At 57.6% G+C, this 16,812-nt stretch carries 26 protein-coding genes and 1 tRNA gene; 17 read left to right on the forward strand and 10 right to left on the reverse strand.

Going from position 1 to position 16,812, the window contains the following annotated elements:
- Position 1: 1 nt before the first annotated feature.
- The 5 genes from PSFL_RS11200 to PSFL_RS11220 are packed head-to-tail and all read right to left on the reverse strand — an operon-like array spanning position 2 to position 3,248.
- Positions 2–1,297, reverse strand: a complete 1,296-nt coding sequence (locus PSFL_RS11200; protein WP_397470037.1) for a tyrosine-type recombinase/integrase — start codon at positions 1,295–1,297, stop codon at positions 2–4.
- Positions 1,294–1,602, reverse strand: a complete 309-nt coding sequence (locus PSFL_RS11205) for a DUF1364 domain-containing protein (RefSeq protein ID WP_397470038.1) — start codon at positions 1,600–1,602, stop codon at positions 1,294–1,296. The genes PSFL_RS11200 and PSFL_RS11205 overlap by 4 nt, the downstream gene beginning before the upstream one ends.
- Positions 1,599–1,808 (reverse strand): hypothetical protein, encoded by a 210-nt coding sequence (locus PSFL_RS11210; protein ID WP_397470039.1) that lies wholly within the window; start codon positions 1,806–1,808, stop codon positions 1,599–1,601. The genes PSFL_RS11205 and PSFL_RS11210 overlap by 4 nt, the downstream gene beginning before the upstream one ends.
- Positions 1,801–2,490: a replication protein P gene (locus PSFL_RS11215; protein WP_397470040.1), complete on the reverse strand. Its 690-nt coding sequence runs from the start codon at positions 2,488–2,490 to the stop codon at positions 1,801–1,803. The genes PSFL_RS11210 and PSFL_RS11215 overlap by 8 nt, the downstream gene beginning before the upstream one ends.
- Positions 2,487–3,248: a helix-turn-helix domain-containing protein gene (locus PSFL_RS11220; RefSeq protein WP_397470073.1), complete on the reverse strand. Its 762-nt coding sequence runs from the start codon at positions 3,246–3,248 to the stop codon at positions 2,487–2,489. Before PSFL_RS11220 ends, PSFL_RS11215 begins: the two co-directional genes overlap by 4 nt.
- A gap of 279 nt (positions 3,249–3,527) precedes the next feature.
- Between PSFL_RS11220 and PSFL_RS11225 the strand changes: the two genes are divergently transcribed.
- Together PSFL_RS11225 and PSFL_RS11230 are read left to right on the forward strand one after the other, a co-directional pair.
- Positions 3,528–3,761: a hypothetical protein gene (locus PSFL_RS11225; protein ID WP_397470041.1), complete on the forward strand. Its 234-nt coding sequence runs from the start codon at positions 3,528–3,530 to the stop codon at positions 3,759–3,761.
- Between the two features lie 505 nt (positions 3,762–4,266).
- Positions 4,267–5,133, forward strand: a complete 867-nt coding sequence (locus tag PSFL_RS11230) for a S24 family peptidase (protein WP_397470074.1) — start codon at positions 4,267–4,269, stop codon at positions 5,131–5,133.
- 52 nt (positions 5,134–5,185) lie between these two features.
- Here PSFL_RS11230 and PSFL_RS11235 read toward each other — a convergent pair whose 3' ends face one another.
- The gene (locus PSFL_RS11235) at positions 5,186–5,497 is read right to left on the reverse strand and encodes a DUF1654 domain-containing protein (protein ID WP_397470042.1); all 312 of its coding nucleotides are present in this window, start codon (positions 5,495–5,497) and stop codon (positions 5,186–5,188) included.
- A gap of 440 nt (positions 5,498–5,937) precedes the next feature.
- On the opposite strand from PSFL_RS11235, the gene PSFL_RS11240 reads away from it, so the two are divergent.
- The 5 genes from PSFL_RS11240 (at position 5,938) to PSFL_RS11260 (ending at position 8,698) form a co-directional block, all read left to right on the forward strand.
- Positions 5,938–6,321, forward strand: coding sequence for a response regulator transcription factor (locus tag PSFL_RS11240; protein ID WP_397470043.1), 384 nt, complete (start codon positions 5,938–5,940; stop codon positions 6,319–6,321).
- Positions 6,322–6,816: 495 nt separating this feature from the next.
- Complete coding sequence (locus PSFL_RS11245) at positions 6,817–7,089, forward strand: hypothetical protein (RefSeq protein WP_397470044.1); 273 nt, start codon at positions 6,817–6,819, stop codon at positions 7,087–7,089.
- Positions 7,090–7,100: 11 nt separating this feature from the next.
- Positions 7,101–7,400 (forward strand): hypothetical protein, encoded by a 300-nt coding sequence (locus tag PSFL_RS11250; protein WP_397470045.1) that lies wholly within the window; start codon positions 7,101–7,103, stop codon positions 7,398–7,400.
- 91 nt (positions 7,401–7,491) lie between these two features.
- Positions 7,492–7,839: a hypothetical protein gene (locus tag PSFL_RS11255; protein WP_078467578.1), complete on the forward strand. Its 348-nt coding sequence runs from the start codon at positions 7,492–7,494 to the stop codon at positions 7,837–7,839.
- A gap of 43 nt (positions 7,840–7,882) precedes the next feature.
- Positions 7,883–8,698, forward strand: coding sequence for a DUF2303 family protein (locus tag PSFL_RS11260; protein ID WP_397470046.1), 816 nt, complete (start codon positions 7,883–7,885; stop codon positions 8,696–8,698).
- Positions 8,699–8,752: 54 nt separating this feature from the next.
- Here the strand turns inward: PSFL_RS11260 and PSFL_RS11265 are convergent, their stop codons facing one another.
- Positions 8,753–9,586: a hypothetical protein gene (locus PSFL_RS11265; RefSeq protein WP_397470047.1), complete on the reverse strand. Its 834-nt coding sequence runs from the start codon at positions 9,584–9,586 to the stop codon at positions 8,753–8,755.
- Between the two features lie 119 nt (positions 9,587–9,705).
- Here PSFL_RS11265 and PSFL_RS11270 point away from each other — a divergent pair, with 119 nt between their 5' ends.
- Positions 9,706–10,485 carry a DUF2786 domain-containing protein gene (locus tag PSFL_RS11270; protein WP_397470048.1) on the forward strand — a complete coding sequence of 260 codons (780 nt, stop codon included), beginning with the start codon at positions 9,706–9,708 and terminating at the stop codon, positions 10,483–10,485.
- A gap of 61 nt (positions 10,486–10,546) precedes the next feature.
- Here PSFL_RS11270 and PSFL_RS11275 read toward each other — a convergent pair whose 3' ends face one another.
- Positions 10,547–10,780, reverse strand: coding sequence for a hypothetical protein (locus PSFL_RS11275; protein WP_397470049.1), 234 nt, complete (start codon positions 10,778–10,780; stop codon positions 10,547–10,549).
- 72 nt (positions 10,781–10,852) lie between these two features.
- Here PSFL_RS11275 and PSFL_RS11280 point away from each other — a divergent pair, with 72 nt between their 5' ends.
- Both PSFL_RS11280 and PSFL_RS11285 read left to right on the forward strand, forming a co-directional pair.
- Complete coding sequence (locus PSFL_RS11280) at positions 10,853–11,431, forward strand: hypothetical protein (RefSeq protein WP_397470050.1); 579 nt, start codon at positions 10,853–10,855, stop codon at positions 11,429–11,431.
- On the forward strand, positions 11,428–11,724 hold the full coding sequence (locus PSFL_RS11285; RefSeq protein ID WP_397470051.1) for a hypothetical protein: 297 nt from the start codon (positions 11,428–11,430) through the stop codon (positions 11,722–11,724). The genes PSFL_RS11280 and PSFL_RS11285 overlap by 4 nt, the downstream gene beginning before the upstream one ends.
- A 99-nt stretch (positions 11,725–11,823) precedes the next feature.
- On the opposite strand, the gene PSFL_RS11290 is transcribed toward PSFL_RS11285, so the two are convergent.
- On the reverse strand, positions 11,824–12,300 hold the full coding sequence (locus PSFL_RS11290; protein ID WP_397470052.1) for a hypothetical protein: 477 nt from the start codon (positions 12,298–12,300) through the stop codon (positions 11,824–11,826).
- Positions 12,301–12,401: 101 nt separating this feature from the next.
- On the opposite strand from PSFL_RS11290, the gene PSFL_RS11295 reads away from it, so the two are divergent.
- From PSFL_RS11295 to PSFL_RS11315, 5 genes are all read left to right on the forward strand, one after another.
- A complete protein-coding gene (locus tag PSFL_RS11295) occupies positions 12,402–12,647 on the forward strand; it encodes a hypothetical protein (protein ID WP_397470053.1) in 246 nt (81 codons plus the stop codon).
- A complete protein-coding gene (locus tag PSFL_RS11300; protein ID WP_397470054.1) occupies positions 12,644–13,390 on the forward strand; it encodes a hypothetical protein in 747 nt (248 codons plus the stop codon). The genes PSFL_RS11295 and PSFL_RS11300 overlap by 4 nt, the downstream gene beginning before the upstream one ends.
- A 393-nt stretch (positions 13,391–13,783) precedes the next feature.
- The gene (locus PSFL_RS11305) at positions 13,784–14,005 is read left to right on the forward strand and encodes a hypothetical protein (RefSeq protein ID WP_397470055.1); all 222 of its coding nucleotides are present in this window, start codon (positions 13,784–13,786) and stop codon (positions 14,003–14,005) included.
- Positions 14,006–14,007: 2 nt separating this feature from the next.
- Positions 14,008–14,250, forward strand: a complete 243-nt coding sequence (locus PSFL_RS11310; protein WP_057960000.1) for a DUF4224 domain-containing protein — start codon at positions 14,008–14,010, stop codon at positions 14,248–14,250.
- A 1-nt stretch (position 14,251) separates the two neighbouring features.
- On the forward strand, positions 14,252–15,301 hold the full coding sequence (locus tag PSFL_RS11315) for a tyrosine-type recombinase/integrase (RefSeq protein ID WP_397470056.1): 1,050 nt from the start codon (positions 14,252–14,254) through the stop codon (positions 15,299–15,301).
- Positions 15,302–15,416: 115 nt separating this feature from the next.
- Here the strand turns inward: PSFL_RS11315 and PSFL_RS11320 are convergent.
- Positions 15,417–15,507, reverse strand: a tRNA-Ser gene (locus PSFL_RS11320).
- A gap of 152 nt (positions 15,508–15,659) precedes the next feature.
- On the opposite strand from PSFL_RS11320, the gene PSFL_RS11325 reads away from it, so the two are divergent.
- On the forward strand, positions 15,660–16,331 hold the full coding sequence (locus PSFL_RS11325; protein WP_029293588.1) for a Bax inhibitor-1/YccA family protein: 672 nt from the start codon (positions 15,660–15,662) through the stop codon (positions 16,329–16,331).
- Positions 16,332–16,418: 87 nt separating this feature from the next.
- On the forward strand, positions 16,419–16,811 hold the full coding sequence (gene tusD / locus PSFL_RS11330) for a sulfurtransferase complex subunit TusD (RefSeq protein WP_057960002.1): 393 nt from the start codon (positions 16,419–16,421) through the stop codon (positions 16,809–16,811).
- Position 16,812 lies beyond the last annotated feature (1 nt).

Here is a 16,812-nt window from a genome sequence, read left to right on the forward strand (position 1 = left end):
TTTAAACCTCGCCCTTAACAAATTGTGGTTCTGGCTCGCAGGCCCCGCCGTTCAAGGCGTCTACGAGGTTTTGCGAATCTTCATATCTAACGCCTGTCTGCGCGTGAATCATCTTGAAGCCACGCTCATCTAACCAGTTGTGCCACTTCACCAGGGCCAGGCGCCGCTGCTCTTTGGCCTGGGTGTTGATGTAGGTGGAGGCGATCTTGCCCAGGGAGTGGTTGAGCAGCATCTCGCCGATGTGCCCATCGACGCCGAGATCAGTCCAGGCAGTGCGGGCCACCTTGCGTAGGTCGTGACTGGTCCAGGCGCCCTGCCCTAACCGCGTGAATACTGCGCTCGCCTGGTTGTCGCTGAGTGCCTTGCCACGGCGTGACGGGAATAGGAGTGGCCCTTCGTAGCCCTGGGCGTTTTGCCGGATGCGGTATAGCTGTAGGAGCGAACACACCTGATCGGTCAGCGGCACCCGCAGCTCGGTCTTGGTCTTGGTGTGTTCTCCCGGGATGAACCACTCACGCTCTGGCAGCGCGATATCAGCCCAGCGGGACTGACGGGTCTCACCGATCCGGGTGCCGTGGCACAGCATCATCAAGGCCAGCATGGCGTCACCCGGTGCACTGTCGAAGCGCTCGGCCAGCAGGGTCACCAGGTCCTGCAACTGCACGTCACGCAACCGCGCCGGCTTGGGCAGGATCCGCGCCGTGGTGAAGTTGACGAACTTCATTTCCGCCATCGGGTTGACCGGGATCAGGTCCAGCTTGCGCGCCTGACGGAAGGCCACCGCGAGCAGCCGGTACAGCTGCTGCACGTAGGACAGCGATAGTTCGGCCTGGGCCGGCCACATCAGTAGCTTGTCGAGGGTCTGGGCGCTCACGTCGCGCAGCAGTAGATCGTCCAAACGCGGCTTGAGTTGGCAACTGATAGCCGACTTGCCCGCAGCCCGGCGCTTGTCGGACAGCGAGCGCGACTTGGCCATGCGATCACCGAACCAATCGAGCAGCTCGCCCACAGTCACCCAGCCCGAAACGCTAGCCGCGCCGTCGGCAGCTACCCGCAGGCGCACCGCCGGCAGTGCGGCGATCACCTGCTTGGTATTCAGGTCGGGAAAGCCGCCGATGCGATGCCATTTGCGCTTGTTGAGCAGGTACCAGGAGCCGCGCGTGCGATTCTTGGCGAAACGAAAGTGCAGCGCCGGGTGTCCGGCGTCCCGCAGGTCGCGCACATGCTCAAGCTTGGCATTGCGGGCGATCTCGGCGTCCGACAGCTTCACCGTCAGGGTTTTGATTTGGGTGCTCAAGCGCTCACCTTTCCTTCTTTGATCAAAATGGCCTGAGTCCGCATGACGGCCTCGGCGTGATAGAGGCGAATCTCGTCGTAACTCATGCCCAGGGCGCTTCGGTTGGTACGGCCATCGCTCAGGCTGTGGCAGTACTCGCAGGCCCAGGCCCCGATCAGGTCTGGTGGCTTCATGCCCGCTCCGCAAATCCCCGCCAGGCGGTAATGGGCCAACACAACGGTTTCGGTGTCGCCTGGGCAACCAGGCAGGCGGACCTGACAATCTCGCCCGCGCGCGGCCTTGGTCAGCTTGGTCTGGCGGGTCATGGGGCAACCCTCTGGGAGGTACGCAAATCAATCACTTGGTACGTCTCAGGCCACATCCCGCAGCCGTATCGAGCAGCCATGTTGCGGTCAGCGAATAGCGCCAGGGCATGGTCCGGGATGTCGCCCAGGTCGAACTTGAACGAGCAGCAAAAGACCGCGTATGGGTACAGGTGAGGGTCGGGCGTTGCCAGGAGGCGATCAACCACGGGAACCTCCGGCGCGGCATGCGCGCAGTTCGGCCAAGGCCCTATTGCCTACATCGGGGGTAATTTTTGGTTTAGGCGCAGCAAGCTCGGCAACCGGAACGGGCGCAAGACTCTCGCCCTGCCAGATTCGACGGCATTGGTTTAGGTACTGCTTTTCGAAGCTCGCCAGGCCCAGCTCACGGGAGAGCAGCGGCAGGCTGTGGAAGCCGGCGGCTGCCGTTGCGTGGTAGACGGCGGGGTGATACCACTTGGAACAGTGGCGCATGGCGGGATGGCAGTTGCGGAGCGCCTGCGCGTAAGCAGACTCGACACTCGGAAGGCCCAAGCCTTCAGGGGCAAAGCACCAACTGACAAAAACACCGGGTGCCGGCACAAAAGCTGACTTGCTCGCACTCACTACCCGCATGCCATGGTCGATCTGCTCCATACGGCTGATGCCTGAGCGCATGAACTCGCCGAGCCACTCAAGCTTAGAGGCGTTCATGACAGCCTCGGTGGGCCAGGACTGTCGCCACGCGCCGCATGCCCCGCGCAACCGAAGGAACAGGTCGTCGATGACAGCCTGGGTGGAGGGGTCGACGGGAACAGCGGCCTGAGCCTGGACAGGGCCCTGGTAGGTCGGATCGCATTGACGACGAGCAACCAGCTGGCTTGCCACGACAGGTTTGTTGGCTCGGTTCATAGCCGTACCCCTTTCGATGCCCAGTCCTCACCGGCGGGCCCCTCTTCCGCCGAGGCGGATCCGGCGGCCTGGGCTCGCTCGCGCTTGATCCAGCCGACCAACTTGAAACACCAGCCAGCGGCGGTATCGAGTACGGATGTTTTGGCGACGAAGAAACCTTTGAAGCCGGCCAGCAGTTCGTCGGTCATCGAGTCGACTGGCAGGCCCGCGATTTTCAGTTGAGTCTGCAGCGCGTCTTCGGGCGGAACGAAGTCGGCGAACATGGCGAAGCGCTGGCGCTCATCTTGCGATTCCAGGGCCTGGCGATCTTGCTCGGCAATCGACTCCGCAAGCTCGCGCTGCTGCTGCTCTTCGGTTAATTGATGGTTAGATGATGTATTGGGTGCAGTGGCTGCACCCCGCTCTGTCGCAGGCTGCACCCCGTTCTGACCAAGGCTGCACCCCGTTACATCTGGACGGGGTGCAGGTGCTGCACCCCGCTTGATCATGAGGTCATACACAACCGGGCGGCGGTCATGACGGTCGATGTACACCGCAGCCAACGCCTGATTTCCGCGAACGATCAGGCCGCACTCTTCCAGCAGGTCGAGCTTGATACGGACTGTTCGCTCAGAAAGACCGGTGTCATCGGTAAGGGTTTTTGCCGAAGGGAACGCGCCAGCACCATTTGAGCCGGCGTAGTTGGCCAAGCACAGCAGTACGTGCCGAGCGCTGGAGTCTTTAAGTGACTGGATGGGCAAAGAAAGCGCCCATGACATTGCTTGGACGCTCACAGCGAGTTCCCTTTGATGATTTGAGTGACCGCAGGGGATGGAATGAGGTGTCGCGACACATATTTAAGATGGGCTGGAAGTGTCGCAACGCTCCTGGAGGTGTTGACTGTTCTGTCTTGATTGATCATTATTGACCCCGTTAAACGTTGTACTAAGCCGCCCTGCCAGGCGGTTTTTTTATGCCTGCGATTCAGGCGTTATGGGTGTCCGGTGCATCCGTGGTAGCTTTTTGCTTCCAAACGAAAAGGCCATTGGAGGCCGGACATGAGTGAAGAAAAAGTAATCACCCCTTTCGAGCAGGGTATTTGCGCGGCGATGATGCTTATTGGGAAAGCGATCGCCACCAACCCAGCCCTTGACGTTGAAGAGCTCAAGCAGGATGCGCAGCGGATAATGAGTGCGATGCCGTCGGAGCCGAAGTGGGTTGGCGGTAGCTCAGGCATTCATCAAGCCGCGATACACAATCTTCTGATAGGGATCGAGAAGGTTTCGCGATAGTTACAAGGCTGGCGAGGTAGTCGAGCTTTTCGTCTGCCCCGCCATCTACTGGAAATCCTGATTCATGCTTCTTGTCTTCCATCTCTATTCCCTTCCTATGCACTGTATGAATTAACAGCTGATCCAATTCACTTTTGGTCGAGCTGAATTGGGCGGAGAATCAACTCACCAGCCCGCAGCTGTTAAGCGGCTGACTTCTTTGGGTGCGCCTCTGCCAAAAGCCAAGCAGGCTCGAAGGGCTTCCCATTGACGGCCGCAAGCTCTGAAATTTTTTGGGCGTACTGTGTTTCGCCCGTGTACTCGGTGCGCGGCAACGCGTCGGCAACAAGCCACTTGTAGATCGCCCGGGGCGTCTTGCCGCAGGCCAAGGCCACAGCCGGGACACCACCCGCATCATCGATAGATTTTCTAAGCGGCCGCATATGGCCTCCGGATTGAATATGAACTTGCAGTACATATTATGTCGGAACTGAAAGTACATGCAAGCTCATGCGATGCTGAACCTATGGTTCAGATAGAAGATATTCGGTCGGCATTTGTTGCCCGCCTCAAGCAAGCCTTAACAGCCCACGGAATAGACCAGTGGGGAGCGGGAGCTCGCCTTGCCGAAATAGCCAAGGTCACGCCGAAGGCTTCGAGCAAGTGGCTAAATGGCGAGACTCTTCCCGGGCCAGCCAAAATGAGTGCGATTGCGGATGCGCTGAACGTGAAGGTCGAATGGCTGCAGCACGGCGCAGGTGACAATCCCGGCTCATCAAAGATGAACGCCGTTACAATCGGTGCAACTGAGGTCAGCTCCCTTTCGGCTGCGGATATTGTTCGGAGCATGCTTGCCAATCAAGGCAAGGGGTTGCCTGAAAGTGCGCGCCGGCGCCTACTTGCGGTTGCTGAGTCAGATGATGGCGGTGGCGTTATAGAGGTTGATTACTACCGACCTGGCGCGGTAGGCGATGAGGTATGGATCGCGCATTATGATGTTCGGGCCGCGATGGGCGGAGGCCAAATACCGCATGACTACCCGGAAATGCTCCAGGATGTCCGGGTAAGCCCTCAGCACTTGCGTGAAATGGGCGTAGAGTTCAAAGAGCACTTCAATCTCAAGATGGTGACGGGTTGGGGGCAGTCAATGGCCCCGACTATCAGGCATCGAGACCCTCTTCTTGTAGATATCAGCGTCCGTGAATTCACGGGGGACGGGATTTACATGTTCTCGTGGGAAGGCCACCTTTACATCAAGCGCCTCCAGTGGATGGGTGACGACCGCTTCAAAATGATTTCTGACAACACAAGGCATCCGCCAGAAACAATCAGAGCAGAGGAAACATACATTCAAGCCCGCGTGCTGCTCGTATGGAATGCCAACCTGGTTTAGGTTTTACTAATTGTCTGGAAGCCCGCCGCCGAGCGGGCTTTTAAATGGGCGACTAAAAGGTTGCGGGCTCTTCGATGGGCTCAAACACCTCAACCGGGCGGTCCTCATCGACGCTCGCTTCCCATTTCACCGTCACCGACTCATCGTCGTTGAAAACTAAGTCTATGCCGTCTGTCTCGGACAGCAAACCCATCACCTCCCCCCATTCCCGATCTCCGTCCGTGTCTAAGCGGTGGATCTTCACCCATCGCTGAGCCTGGGCGACCGGATGATTAATCATGGATGAGACGCGCAATCCAAGCCTCTCTATCCCGCTGATTTCATGCCTCTGTGCCGGCTTTGACTGTTTGTTCACCCTTGCCATGTCGCCCTCCCGATAGCTGTATATGCATCCAGTATATCGAGACTATAGCGAAGCGGTTCCGATTGGTAAATCAGCATTTTCATCGCCGAAGGTTTCTTGGTGTTTGTGTACTTCCGCAATAAATATGTACTTTTGGTACTTGACGATAAATGAACTTATGGTTCATATTTGCCCCATCGCCGGATAACAACCGGCCAGATGGAAGGCAGCGATGAACCGGCCTCAACGGTTCAGAGGGTTGGCAACTGACCCGGGTGTGCAGCGTAAAACACCAAGACAAGTTATCCAGCGGGAGAACAAGCCGAAAGGCCCGTGGCTGGAAGAACAATTTGATGGGGCCGGCGGCAGCGCCAGTAGCGGGAAGCCGGCAAGCGACACCAGAAGATTTCACGTCAGCGCCTGTATCGGGCGCTTTCGGAAAACAACCGGGAGTCACAACGATGGAAGCAACAATCGTTAACGGCGCATGGAAGGGTCATCTCGGCCGTGGTCTTGCGCCGCGAGAACTTCAGTACTTGCTGTCCGCTGCCCAGGGCAAGACGGCAAAGGAAATAGCCAGGTTGCACGGCGTGGCGGCCTGCACCGTTGCCAAGCGCCTTTCCTGCGCCATGTTCAAGCTTGGCGTAACTCGCCAGACCGCGATGGTGGCCGAGGCCATGCGCCGGCAGATCATCTCGCCGATGTGCTTTGTCCTGGCCAGCCTGATCGCCATGCACGCAATGATCGGTGACGACGCAATGCGCCGAGATCGCCGAACACCGGAGCGCCGTACCACCCAGGTGCGGATGGTGCGCCAGGCTGAACGGCCAACCCTCACCGCATAACCGAAAGCATCACCTCTGCCCATTCGCTGAGTGGGCTTTGGGATGCGGACGAAATCGCGGCCTATAACCGCCCACCTGCATCACAACCAACTACCGAGGAATGCTCGATAGTTCACCACTGAACGGAGGGTTTGCACCAATGCCGCATTAACGGCTTCACCCTGGTAGCGCAGAAAGCCTGAAGGCTGCGCCACACCACCTGACAGGCAGCGGGCATCTGGGCCGTCGGTGTCACCGCGCACTGGCCGAACAATCGGCAGGCCACCCCAAGCTCAAAAACACCGTTGATGATTCAAACCCAGGCCGTCGCCAGTAGCGGGCCTGGGAGGCTGTCACGTAGGGAGGTCTTCGTGATGCCAACCAAAAAAGCCCGGGGAGTCCTCGGGCTTTTTCACATCTCGCGTTTACCCGTCAGCACCCTCCCCTGGGCCCACCGGCACCCGCCAGGCGGTCAGGGTGCTGACGAATACACGCAACCCACACCGAGGATCAGACATGCATCCATCATTTCAAGACCGCATCGACGAACTCGGTGCACTGCTTCGCAAAACCCACGCAGCACGCGCTGACTTCTTCGACCGACTGGAGCGAGTCATGCCGGCCAAGAAGGTTCGCTTCCAGGTGTCGAGCGAAAGCGGTGGCATGTACCGCGTTATCGAGCTGGGCAGCGGCAAGACTCGTGCCTTCCGTGAGACGTTTAAAGCGGCCTACGACATCGCCATGCAGTTTGAAGAAAAGGCGAATCGCCTTGCTGGTGGTGCGCAATGATCGGCGTCCCAATGGCCAACCCGAAAGACGCAGTGATCGCCGATCTGCATCGCCAGATGGACGCATTCTTCGGCGCCGGAAACAAGGCGGAGCAGATTGCCAGCGGCGTCAGCGGTGAGGTCGGCGGCCCGATCAAAAGCACCCGCAGCATCAAGCTGAAGGCTGCCCGCGACAAGGATGCGACCAGGCTGAAGGAACTGGCTGAGGCAGGCCTGACTGCTATCGAGGCCGCCAAAGAGTTCGGCACCGACAGCAAGCGGGCCAGGCTGATCGCTCAGGAAAACGGCTTCAAGTTCGCCGACACCCCATGAGGCGCCTCAGCAACCAGGTGCGCCAGCGCCTTCGTCAATCGCAATTCAATCTTCCACCCAGCGGCCTTTTGGCCATCCCGGAGAAACAGCCATGTCCACAGCAACAGATACAGCCGAGTTTCTTGAAGAGCTCAACGGCGGCGCCTTTGCCAGCCAAATCGGCCACGCCATATCCGAAGTAGCCGCCGGGGTTGTCGACTATGGCAAGGCCGGCAAGCTGGTTATTACCCTGGACTTCAGCCAGATCGGCGAATCGCACCAGGTGAAGATCAAGCACAAGCTCGACTACAAAGTGCCAACCAAGCGCGGCACCCGCAGCGAGAACACCAGCCTCGATACGCCAATGCACGTGGGTACCGGCGGCCGCGTGACCCTCTTCGCGGAAAAGCATGACCAACTGTTTAGCCGCGATGACGCGCCGATCCCTAAGCGCACCTGATCTACCCCGCTCTCCCTCCCTCCGCAATCCAAGGAAATAAGCGATGTCACTCACCAAAGATGCAATTCAGCTCATCACCGATACGGCGCTGGAAGCCAACGGCAAGAAGCTGGAAACACTGGTCCCTACTGTAGTGCTGCCGGAAAGCTCGAAAGTCATCGACCTGGAGAAGTTCCAGGCCGGCCGTAGCCGCTTCCGTGGCACCTACAGCACCCATTCGCTGGCAGATTTCAGCGCCTACGTGGTTGAGCGCGCAGAGCTTGGCGCACGCGGCTTCATTGATCAGGACGCAATGAGCTGTGCCCTCCTGTTCAACCTGGGCACTGCCGATGTACCTGGCCACGCCGATGACCGCGCCGTCCTCAAGCTGAAGCCCACCGCCGGCTACACCGCAGCCCAGCAAATCGGCGGGCGCGGCATTAGCCAAAAAGACCTGAGCGACTGGATCGAAGACTGGCACCAGTACCTCACCCCGGTTGATGAAGCAGGCAATGCAATCGCGGTGGCCAAGGCCATTGCGGCAGTGCGCACCATCACCATCAAGGCGTCGAGCGAGTCGGAAACCACCGTAGGCGAAACCAGCGCCAGCCGCAGCGCCATGGACCAGATCGAGGCGCGCAGCAAAGAAACCCTGCCGGTTTCCCTGCAATTCCGCACCGTCCCGTTCGAAGGCCTGACCGAACAACAGATCACCCTTCGCCTGTCGGTGATCACCAGCGGCTCGCAGCCGGTGTTGAAATTGCGCTGGGTAGGCGAAGAGGTACAGCGCGAAGACATCGCTCAGGAATTCAAAACAGTACTTCAGGAAAAAATCGGCTCGGCTGCCGAGTTGTCCCTGGGCGCATTCGATCCAAAATAATCACACTCGCACCATGCCCATAAGTTTGAGGCGTGGTGCGGTGTATACAAAAACTCAGTCGTTATCAGGGATCTTCAATTCTGGCTGTTCCATAAGTTTCTTATCAAAAGTATTTCTAATTTTAGTGGTCAATTCCGATGCCTGACTTACAGGGATATTTTGACTAACAAGATGATCTCTAACTGAAACATCACTCGCCCCCTTAATTATCATGTCGACCGCCGACTCTATAACCTCTCCAGCGACTGAAACTAACTTGCTAACACTTCTAGCCTTAAACGTAGACCGACCTTCTCGATCTTCGATATCAGATATACGCCGTCCAAGAGAACGAGTATTGTCCAATATCTCACTAAGAAGGTCATCTTGCGATCTAGGTTCTACGTTTTCCTGGGGAGGATTTTCGGCAAGCGCCCGCTGGAAATCTTCAACGAACCGTGGCCAATAGACGGCAAATATTTTCTCCAGAACCCGCTCCTCTAATGCCTTTTCTGCAAGCCCCGAATTCAGCGTTCTAACTAACTCCCAAACGCTACTTTCGTTTGGGAGAGTATGATTAAACTGAGCTAAAGGATCGGTCAACTCGGCTGGCTGAAGATCAATAAGAAATGTGCATACTCGGCTTCCAGTAAGCCCCTTAGCCAATGCACCAGCTTCAAAAAGTATCCAGGGTTTGTTCTTATTTTCCTGAGTTAAACAAACAATGCCAATAGATACATCGCGAAGCTTTTCATTGATTTCCGAGAACCATAGTGAGCCGCGTTCAATATGCCGGGTAGAAATCCACGGCTCGGATGCCTGAAGGACGCACTTAATCCAATCACTAACCACTTCTGCTACTACTCTACTGCGATTTCCAGACCAACTGATAAAGACCTTCATATTCATCATACTCCCGATTAGGCCAGCAATTTCGCATACACCTCTTGCGAAATCTAGTGGCCGTAGCCTCTTACAATTATGAGGCTCCTTTTTAATGACTTCATACAGCTAGGCGAGGATCCCCTATGTCCACACAACAGATCGATGAAAAGAAGCTCGAACGGGCGATTCGCAAGATAAAGCACTGCCTAGCACTTGCACAGAGTGCCAACGAGAACGAAGCCGCAACGGCACTCCGGCAGGCCCAGGCATTGATGCGCGAGTACCGGCTGACCGAAATGGATGTGAAGCTGAGCGACGTCGGTGAGGTTGAGTCAGCCCTGTTTCGCGCCAAGCGTCGACCAGCGTGGGATCAGCAACTGAGCATCGCTGTAGCAGACGCATTCAGCTGCACAACCCTGCGCCGCCGGACGTGGTGTTCCGCAAAAGGCCAAATCATTGAGTGCGCGACATTCGTCGGAGTTTCTCCCGCCCAGAACATCGCCCTGTACGCGTATGAGGCACTACACACCAAGCTTACTCAGGCGCGCAAGGAGTACTGCTCGGCCGTCAGGTCGGGAGTCCATCGCAGCCGGTATTCGGCAGAAACTGCCGGCGACCACTTTGCGCTGGCGTGGGTTTGGGAGGTCCAGTCGAAGCTGAAAGCTCTTGTGCCTCAAGGCGATGATGATCCGCTGGGGCACCCGGCCACCGGCCAAGGCCTCATCGCGGTTCAGGCGCAGGACAAGGCATTGATCAGCGAATATCTCGCTACCCAGGAAATCGGGAAATCTAGGAAAGGCAAGGCGGTAGAGCTGGATCTAAACGCCCAGATCGCCGGGATGCTCGCTGGCAGTAAGGTGGAACTACACGCCGGCATCGCGCGTGGTGGCGAGGATGTCCTCGCGCTATCCGCAATCGCCTGATCCCCCTCCCCTCAAGCGCCAGGGAATGGCCAGACCGGAACTCACCATACCCGCAGAAAGCCTATAGTCCCGCCTCAGCAATCAGCTTGGCCCCGACCTCACGACCTGCAACCTGCGCCAGGCCACGGTCAACATAGGTTCGGTCACCAGCAACAACCGGCACCACCACCTCACCACCGCGCTTTATCTCGACGTTGATGCGCCAGGTCTCCCGGCCTTCCTCGTCCTTGTCACACTCCATGTAGTTCCAAACCTGAAAGCCTTCGATCTCATCGTAAATATCGTGCTTGGTCATGGTCCAGCCCATTTAGAGGAAGGGGCCATCGTAGCACCACACCGCCCGGGCATGGCCCGGCAAGGACTCCCCGTGATCAACCTGTTCTGGCGCCTGGTCGCCAAGCTGCTTGCGCGCCCGGCGGTTGCCGCCTGGCTCATCGCCCGTGCCCAGCGCACCCCATACCTGCACATCATGTCCGCCGACGGCGCCGAGATGTACATGGGCCGCTGGTGGCTATTCAACCCCTACTCCCGCGAAACGCACAAGCCAGCGCTGTGGTGGTGTCCTTGGTCGTTCCGCATCCACCACATCATGCGGCACGACGAAGACCGGGATCTGCATGACCACCCATGGAACGCCCGCACGATCATCCTGCTCGGCTGGTACACCGAGGAGCGGCTGGATCCTGCAACCTACTTCGACATGCTGACACCCGGGCGCCCCCTGCTTTGGCGGGAGGATCAGGATGATCTCTGCAAGCTTTCGATGAAGAGTCGAAACCCGGGCGACACCGCGCGCCTAAACCACGGCGAGTACCACCGAATCGATGAAGTCTCACCCGGCGGCGTCTACACCCTCTTCATCACCAGCAAGTGGCGTAGTGACTGGGGCTTTCTGGTCAACGGCGTGAAGGTGCCGTGGCGCAAGTACACGGGCATTGATTCGTGAGCGGCTTGTGGATGATCAACATCCGGATGCGGCGAGTTGAGGAAATTGAGCTGCATGCCCGTGCGAACCTGGCGCGGCTGAATGGGCCGAAGTGCTACCAAGGGCCAGGCCGAACGTACATGCTCCACGCAAGCCAGGTTTACATCTCACGCGCATCGGCGCTGGCGGCCTTGAGTCGCAACTTGAAGGCCATCTGGCAAGAACGAAACCTGAAGCAGCAGAAGCTGTTCGCCGAGATTGAATCGATCACCTCTGAGCTGGAGCATGAGCAAAAGTCAGCGCCAGCCGCATAGGAGTACATTCGTACTCCACCCGCAAAACCTGTAACCCCTCCCCCTTCAAAGTCAGCCGCTATAGCGGCAAGGAGCTTGCCCAACAACTCTGGAGATTAACTATTCCCCATAAAATGCGACGCCGGGTGAATATCCGCCGGGAAATTTGCTGTAGTCGTAGTTTCCGTAATAATCAACTGGCACTCGCGGGCCAAAAAAAACGCTTAACGAAGCTTCTCGCTTGGAGCCTGTGATCTCAAAGGCATACGCAATCCTAGCTAAAACCTCGTCAAACTCAGGATAAAGCCCCTTCAGATAATCACCACCACGAATCAAAAAAGGCGAATCCAAAAGATTACTTGGCTTCAGAATTTTGTGGGTTGTGTATCCACCAGAGTCGTATTCGGCCCAGCAAAATCCAAGCTTGATGACTAGCGCGGTTATCTGGCCTGTTCGATGACGAGAAACCAAACCCTCCCTCTTGTCTGCGTCGTGTGGAGCAAGTATCTCCTGAACTAAAACGCCGTCCGTTTCAAGATATTCGGCATATCGGACTTTATTTTCCTCAGAAACATCCATGTATCGAATTCTCGACATTTATTTGATCCCTCTCAATTTTTCTAAAAAGTACCACGCCAATAGGCTAACCCTCTCTTTCATTTACTAGCCCGCCCTTGAATGGCGGACGAGGACTTCGCGTGAATATTTACCGACATACCTTTGCAGTAGTCTGCCCTTCCGACGGCGAAACGATCATGTATCGGCTTGAGTTGCGTTCTCCCGCAATGATCCACGTCGAACACATCCGGGCGGCGACTGCGCTGATCAAAAAAGGCTGGCACGAACAGATCGCCGACCGCCTGGCTGAATCCCTCGGCGGTGACCAAACCATCATCGCCACACACCAGGGCGTCGAGATCGAAACAGTGAGGCTTAGCGGATGATCCATTACCACGGCCTACCCATTACGCCAGAGACAGCCGCAGCCGCCGCGATTGGTGGTGGCCATGCCTTCGTGAGCTTCAGCGATCCCCGGCAACTCGCATTGGCGGCTCAAGTCTGCCAGTCGTTTGCTATCGACAACGGAGCGTTTTCAGCCTGGAAGCAAGGCAAGCCGGTTACCGATTGGCAACCGTTCTACCGCTGGGCAGCTGACGCAAAGCTTATCCCCGCCTGCGACTTCGCCGTGATCCCTGATGTGATCGACGGAGACGAGGCGGCAAATGATGCACTGATCGAGGAATGGCCGCTGCCAAGATGGTTTGGCGCGCCTGTCTGGCACATGCACGAAAGTCTTGAACGGTTGGAGCGCCTGGCAAGCAGTTGGCCAAGGGTGTGCATCGGCAGCTCAGGCGACTACTCGCAGCCAGGCACCGCCGCCTGGTGGGGGCAGATGGGAAAGGCGATGCGGGTTGTTTGTGACGATGACGGCAGGCCGATGTGCAAGCTTCACGGCTTGCGCATGCTCGACCCGGCGATCTTTGGCCACCTGCCTCTATCAAGCGCAGACAGCACGAACATTGGCCGGAACATCGGGATCGATCAAGCCTGGCGCGGAACATACTCGCCGCCCACTAAGGAGGCGCGCGCATCAGTAATGCGCAGCCGCATCGAATCGCACAACTCGCCGCCCCGCTGGACTTACCAAACCCCTGAGCCGACACCGAAACAAGGCGCGCTGCTCTAAACCCAATCCCCCTACATGCCTGCCGGTGAGCGAACTCACGATAACTGGCTGTCGATCCATCGCTCCGCAGCGGCCATTGCGTCACCCAGCGCCGCCGGATAGTCAGGCCATGGGCCCGTCAGCTCGGCGGCAACTTCGCCCAATCCTTCAACGGATGCCGGCTCAATGATTCTCGCAAATGCGGGTACATCATCGTTTGGTCGCCTCCATTCGAACTTGAGAAACAACGTATGCCCCCGATAGGCGTGAACGACTGGAACATCGAGATTGTGTGACACGCGCCCTCCCTGACACATGAGCAAGTTGAACAGTATTTGTAGCTCTTTTTCGCACCCTTCGCCATCGAGGCACTTCGCTATCAACTTCTGCTGCCCAGCGCGGCAAGGACACCCCATGTACGCAACGAAACTTACCCTGCTCATCACGGCCATCGTGCTGTACGTGGCGGGGTCCACCTTCTGGTTTTTCTGGCAGGTGCCGGAGCTGCTCTCCACCGGTACCGACCAGACCCTGATCGCAGCATTCGCCGGCACCGTCGCCTGGATGCTGCTCACCTTCGGTTTCATCATCCACATCATCAAGACAGCGCGGCCTACAACGGGCGGCGGGAGGTAGACATGGAGGCAGAGATCCTGTCGGACGACGAGCTCGCCGACCTGACCGGTTACAAACACCGAGCCCACCAACGAAAGTGGCTCAAAGACCGCAACTGGGTCTACGTCGAAAGCCGTGGTGGTCGCCCCTTGGTGGGCCGCATGTTCGCGCGCATGAAGCTGGGCATGGTCAGCCCAACGATCGTTGACCCAAACCCGCCGCCGGCACGCCCGGCATGGACGCCCGACTATTCCAGAGTGAGCTGATATGCGCCCCCGCAACAAGGAATATCGACACCTTCCACCGCGCATGTATCAGCGCACGAGGAAACGTAAAAACGGCACCACCTGGACCTCCTTCTACTACCGAGACGCGACAGGAAAGGATGTGCCGCTGGGTAAGGACTTGGACAAGGCGCGCCTGAAGTGGGCCGAGCTTGAAGCCAAGGACAAACCCGGCGATCTAACCATGATGAAGGGGATCTTTGACCGGTACGAGCGCGATGTCATACCCAAGAAAGGCGAGCGCACCCAGAAAGACAATCTGGCCGAGTTGAAACAGCTGCGCCCCATGTTCGACGGGGCGCCCATCGACTCGATCACGCCGGCCAATATTGCGGGCTACCGCGATGCGCGCACCGCAAAGGTTCGGGCCAACCGGGAAATCGCCCTGCTCTCCCACGTATTCAATCTGGCGCGGGAGTGGGGCCTTACCGAGCGGGAGAATCCGTGCCAGGGCATCCGAAAAAACAAGGAGACTCCGCGCGACTACTACGCCAACGCGGTGGTCTGGGATGCGGTCTACGGGATGGCAGAGCCAGAACTCAAGGAGGCAATGGACCTGGCGTACCTGACTGGCCAGCGGCCAGCTGACGTAATCTCAATGCGCAGCGATGACATCGAGGGCGATTACTTCATGGTCACGCAAGGTAAGACAAATCTAAAGCTCAGGATTCTGATGCACACGGAGGCTGGGGAAAACAGTTTGGGAAAATTAGTTAGGGAGATAACGGAGAGGAATGCACACCACCCCTCCAAGTACTTGCTGATCAGCAAACATGGCAAGAGGATGACAAAGGGGATGTTGCGCTTGCGGTGGGACAAGGCGCGTGAGAAGGCGCAGCAAAAAGCCATCGATCAGGGAGATCCGATGCTCGCCGCGAAGATTGGCGGGTTTCAATTTCGTGATATCCGGCCAAAGGCGGCATCGGAAATCGTCGACATTGGCGACGCAAGCCTGCTACTGGGGCACAGCAAACAAGAAATTACCAAGCGCGTTTACAGGAGGATTGGCGCTACTGCGAAGCCATCAAAATAGGAAAGTTCTGGAACACTTCCACAATAGTTATGGAACACCTATGAAAAGCCGTCTCCCGCTTCCCGAATGCCAGAAACACAAAAGCCCCGCAATAGCGGGGCTTTCGTATGAATCTTGGCGGGAAACCAGGGATTCGAACCCTGGGAACGCTATTAACGTTCGCCGGTTTTCAAGACCGGTGCATTCAACCACTCTGCCAATTTCCCTTGCGCAACACAGGATTATAATAGCCCATCCTGTCTCAGCGGGCGCCATAATACCCGAATGAAACACACTGTCAAACTCTCTGCATAGCTTGTTACAGAGCGTCTGTTATGATCTTTGCGACTGAACGTTTCAAAACTGGAGGAGTGTCGCCATGCGCGAACAGGATTACGCAGTTAATAGCAACGTGCAGGCTGAGCAGCTAGAGGTTAGCCGCGTCCTGCGCAATACATACGGCTTGCTCGCCCTCACCCTCGCATTTAGCGGCGTGATGGCGTATGTGGCGCAGCAGATGCGTGTCGGCTACCCGAATATCTTCGTGGTATTGATCGGCTTCTACGGCCTGTTTTTCCTCACCAACAAGCTGCGCGACTCGGCCTGGGGCTTGGTGTCGGCGTTTGCCCTGACCGGTTTCATGGGGTTCCTGCTGGGCCCGATCCTGAACCGTTACCTGGGTATGCAGGGCGGCGCGGAAGTGGTCAGCTCGGCATTCGCCATGACGGCCTTGGTGTTTGGTGGCCTGTCGGCCTATGTGCTGATCACCCGTAAGGACATGAGCTTCCTCGGCGGTTTCATCACGGCTGGCTTCTTCGTGTTGCTGGCGGCCGTGCTGGCGAGCATGTTCTTCCAGATCAGCGGCCTGCAATTGGCGATCAGCGCCGGTTTTGTGCTGTTTTCCTCGGTCTGCATTTTGTTCCAGACCAGCGCCATCATCCATGGCGGCGAGCGTAACTACATCATGGCGACCATCAGCCTGTATGTATCGATCTACAACCTGTTTGTCAGCCTGTTGCAGATCTTCGGCATCATGAGCCGCGACGACTGATCCCAGCCTCATCAAAAAGCCCGCTTCGGCGGGCTTTTTGTTGCCTGCGGCTTTATCATTGGCAAAGGTTTGCCTACAGAGTGTTCCATGAAGTTCGCGATTGCGCTTTTTTCCGCCGCCCATGCGCCCTCCTCGCGCCGCGCCCTGCAGTTTGCCCAGGCGGCGTTGGCCGGCGGGCATGAGATTGTGCGGCTGTTTTTCTATCAGGATGGCGTCTATAGCGCTGCCAATTCGGTGGTCACGCCCCAGGATGAGCAGGATATCGCCCAACAATGGCGCGCCTTCGTCAGCGAGCATCAGCTTGACGGCGTGGTCTGCATTGCGGCGGCGCTGCGCCGAGGGGTGTTGAATGCCGAGGAAGCTGCGCGCTACCAGCGCAGTGCGGTGAATCTGGACGCGCCGTGGGCGCTGTCAGGCCTGGGGCAGTTGCACGACGCCATTCAGGACGCCGACCGCCTGATCTGCTTTGGAGGGCCATGAA

The organism is Pseudomonas sp. DD1 (assembly GCF_044510355.1).
Classification (GTDB): Bacteria; Pseudomonadota; Gammaproteobacteria; order Pseudomonadales; family Pseudomonadaceae; genus Aquipseudomonas; species Aquipseudomonas shahriarae.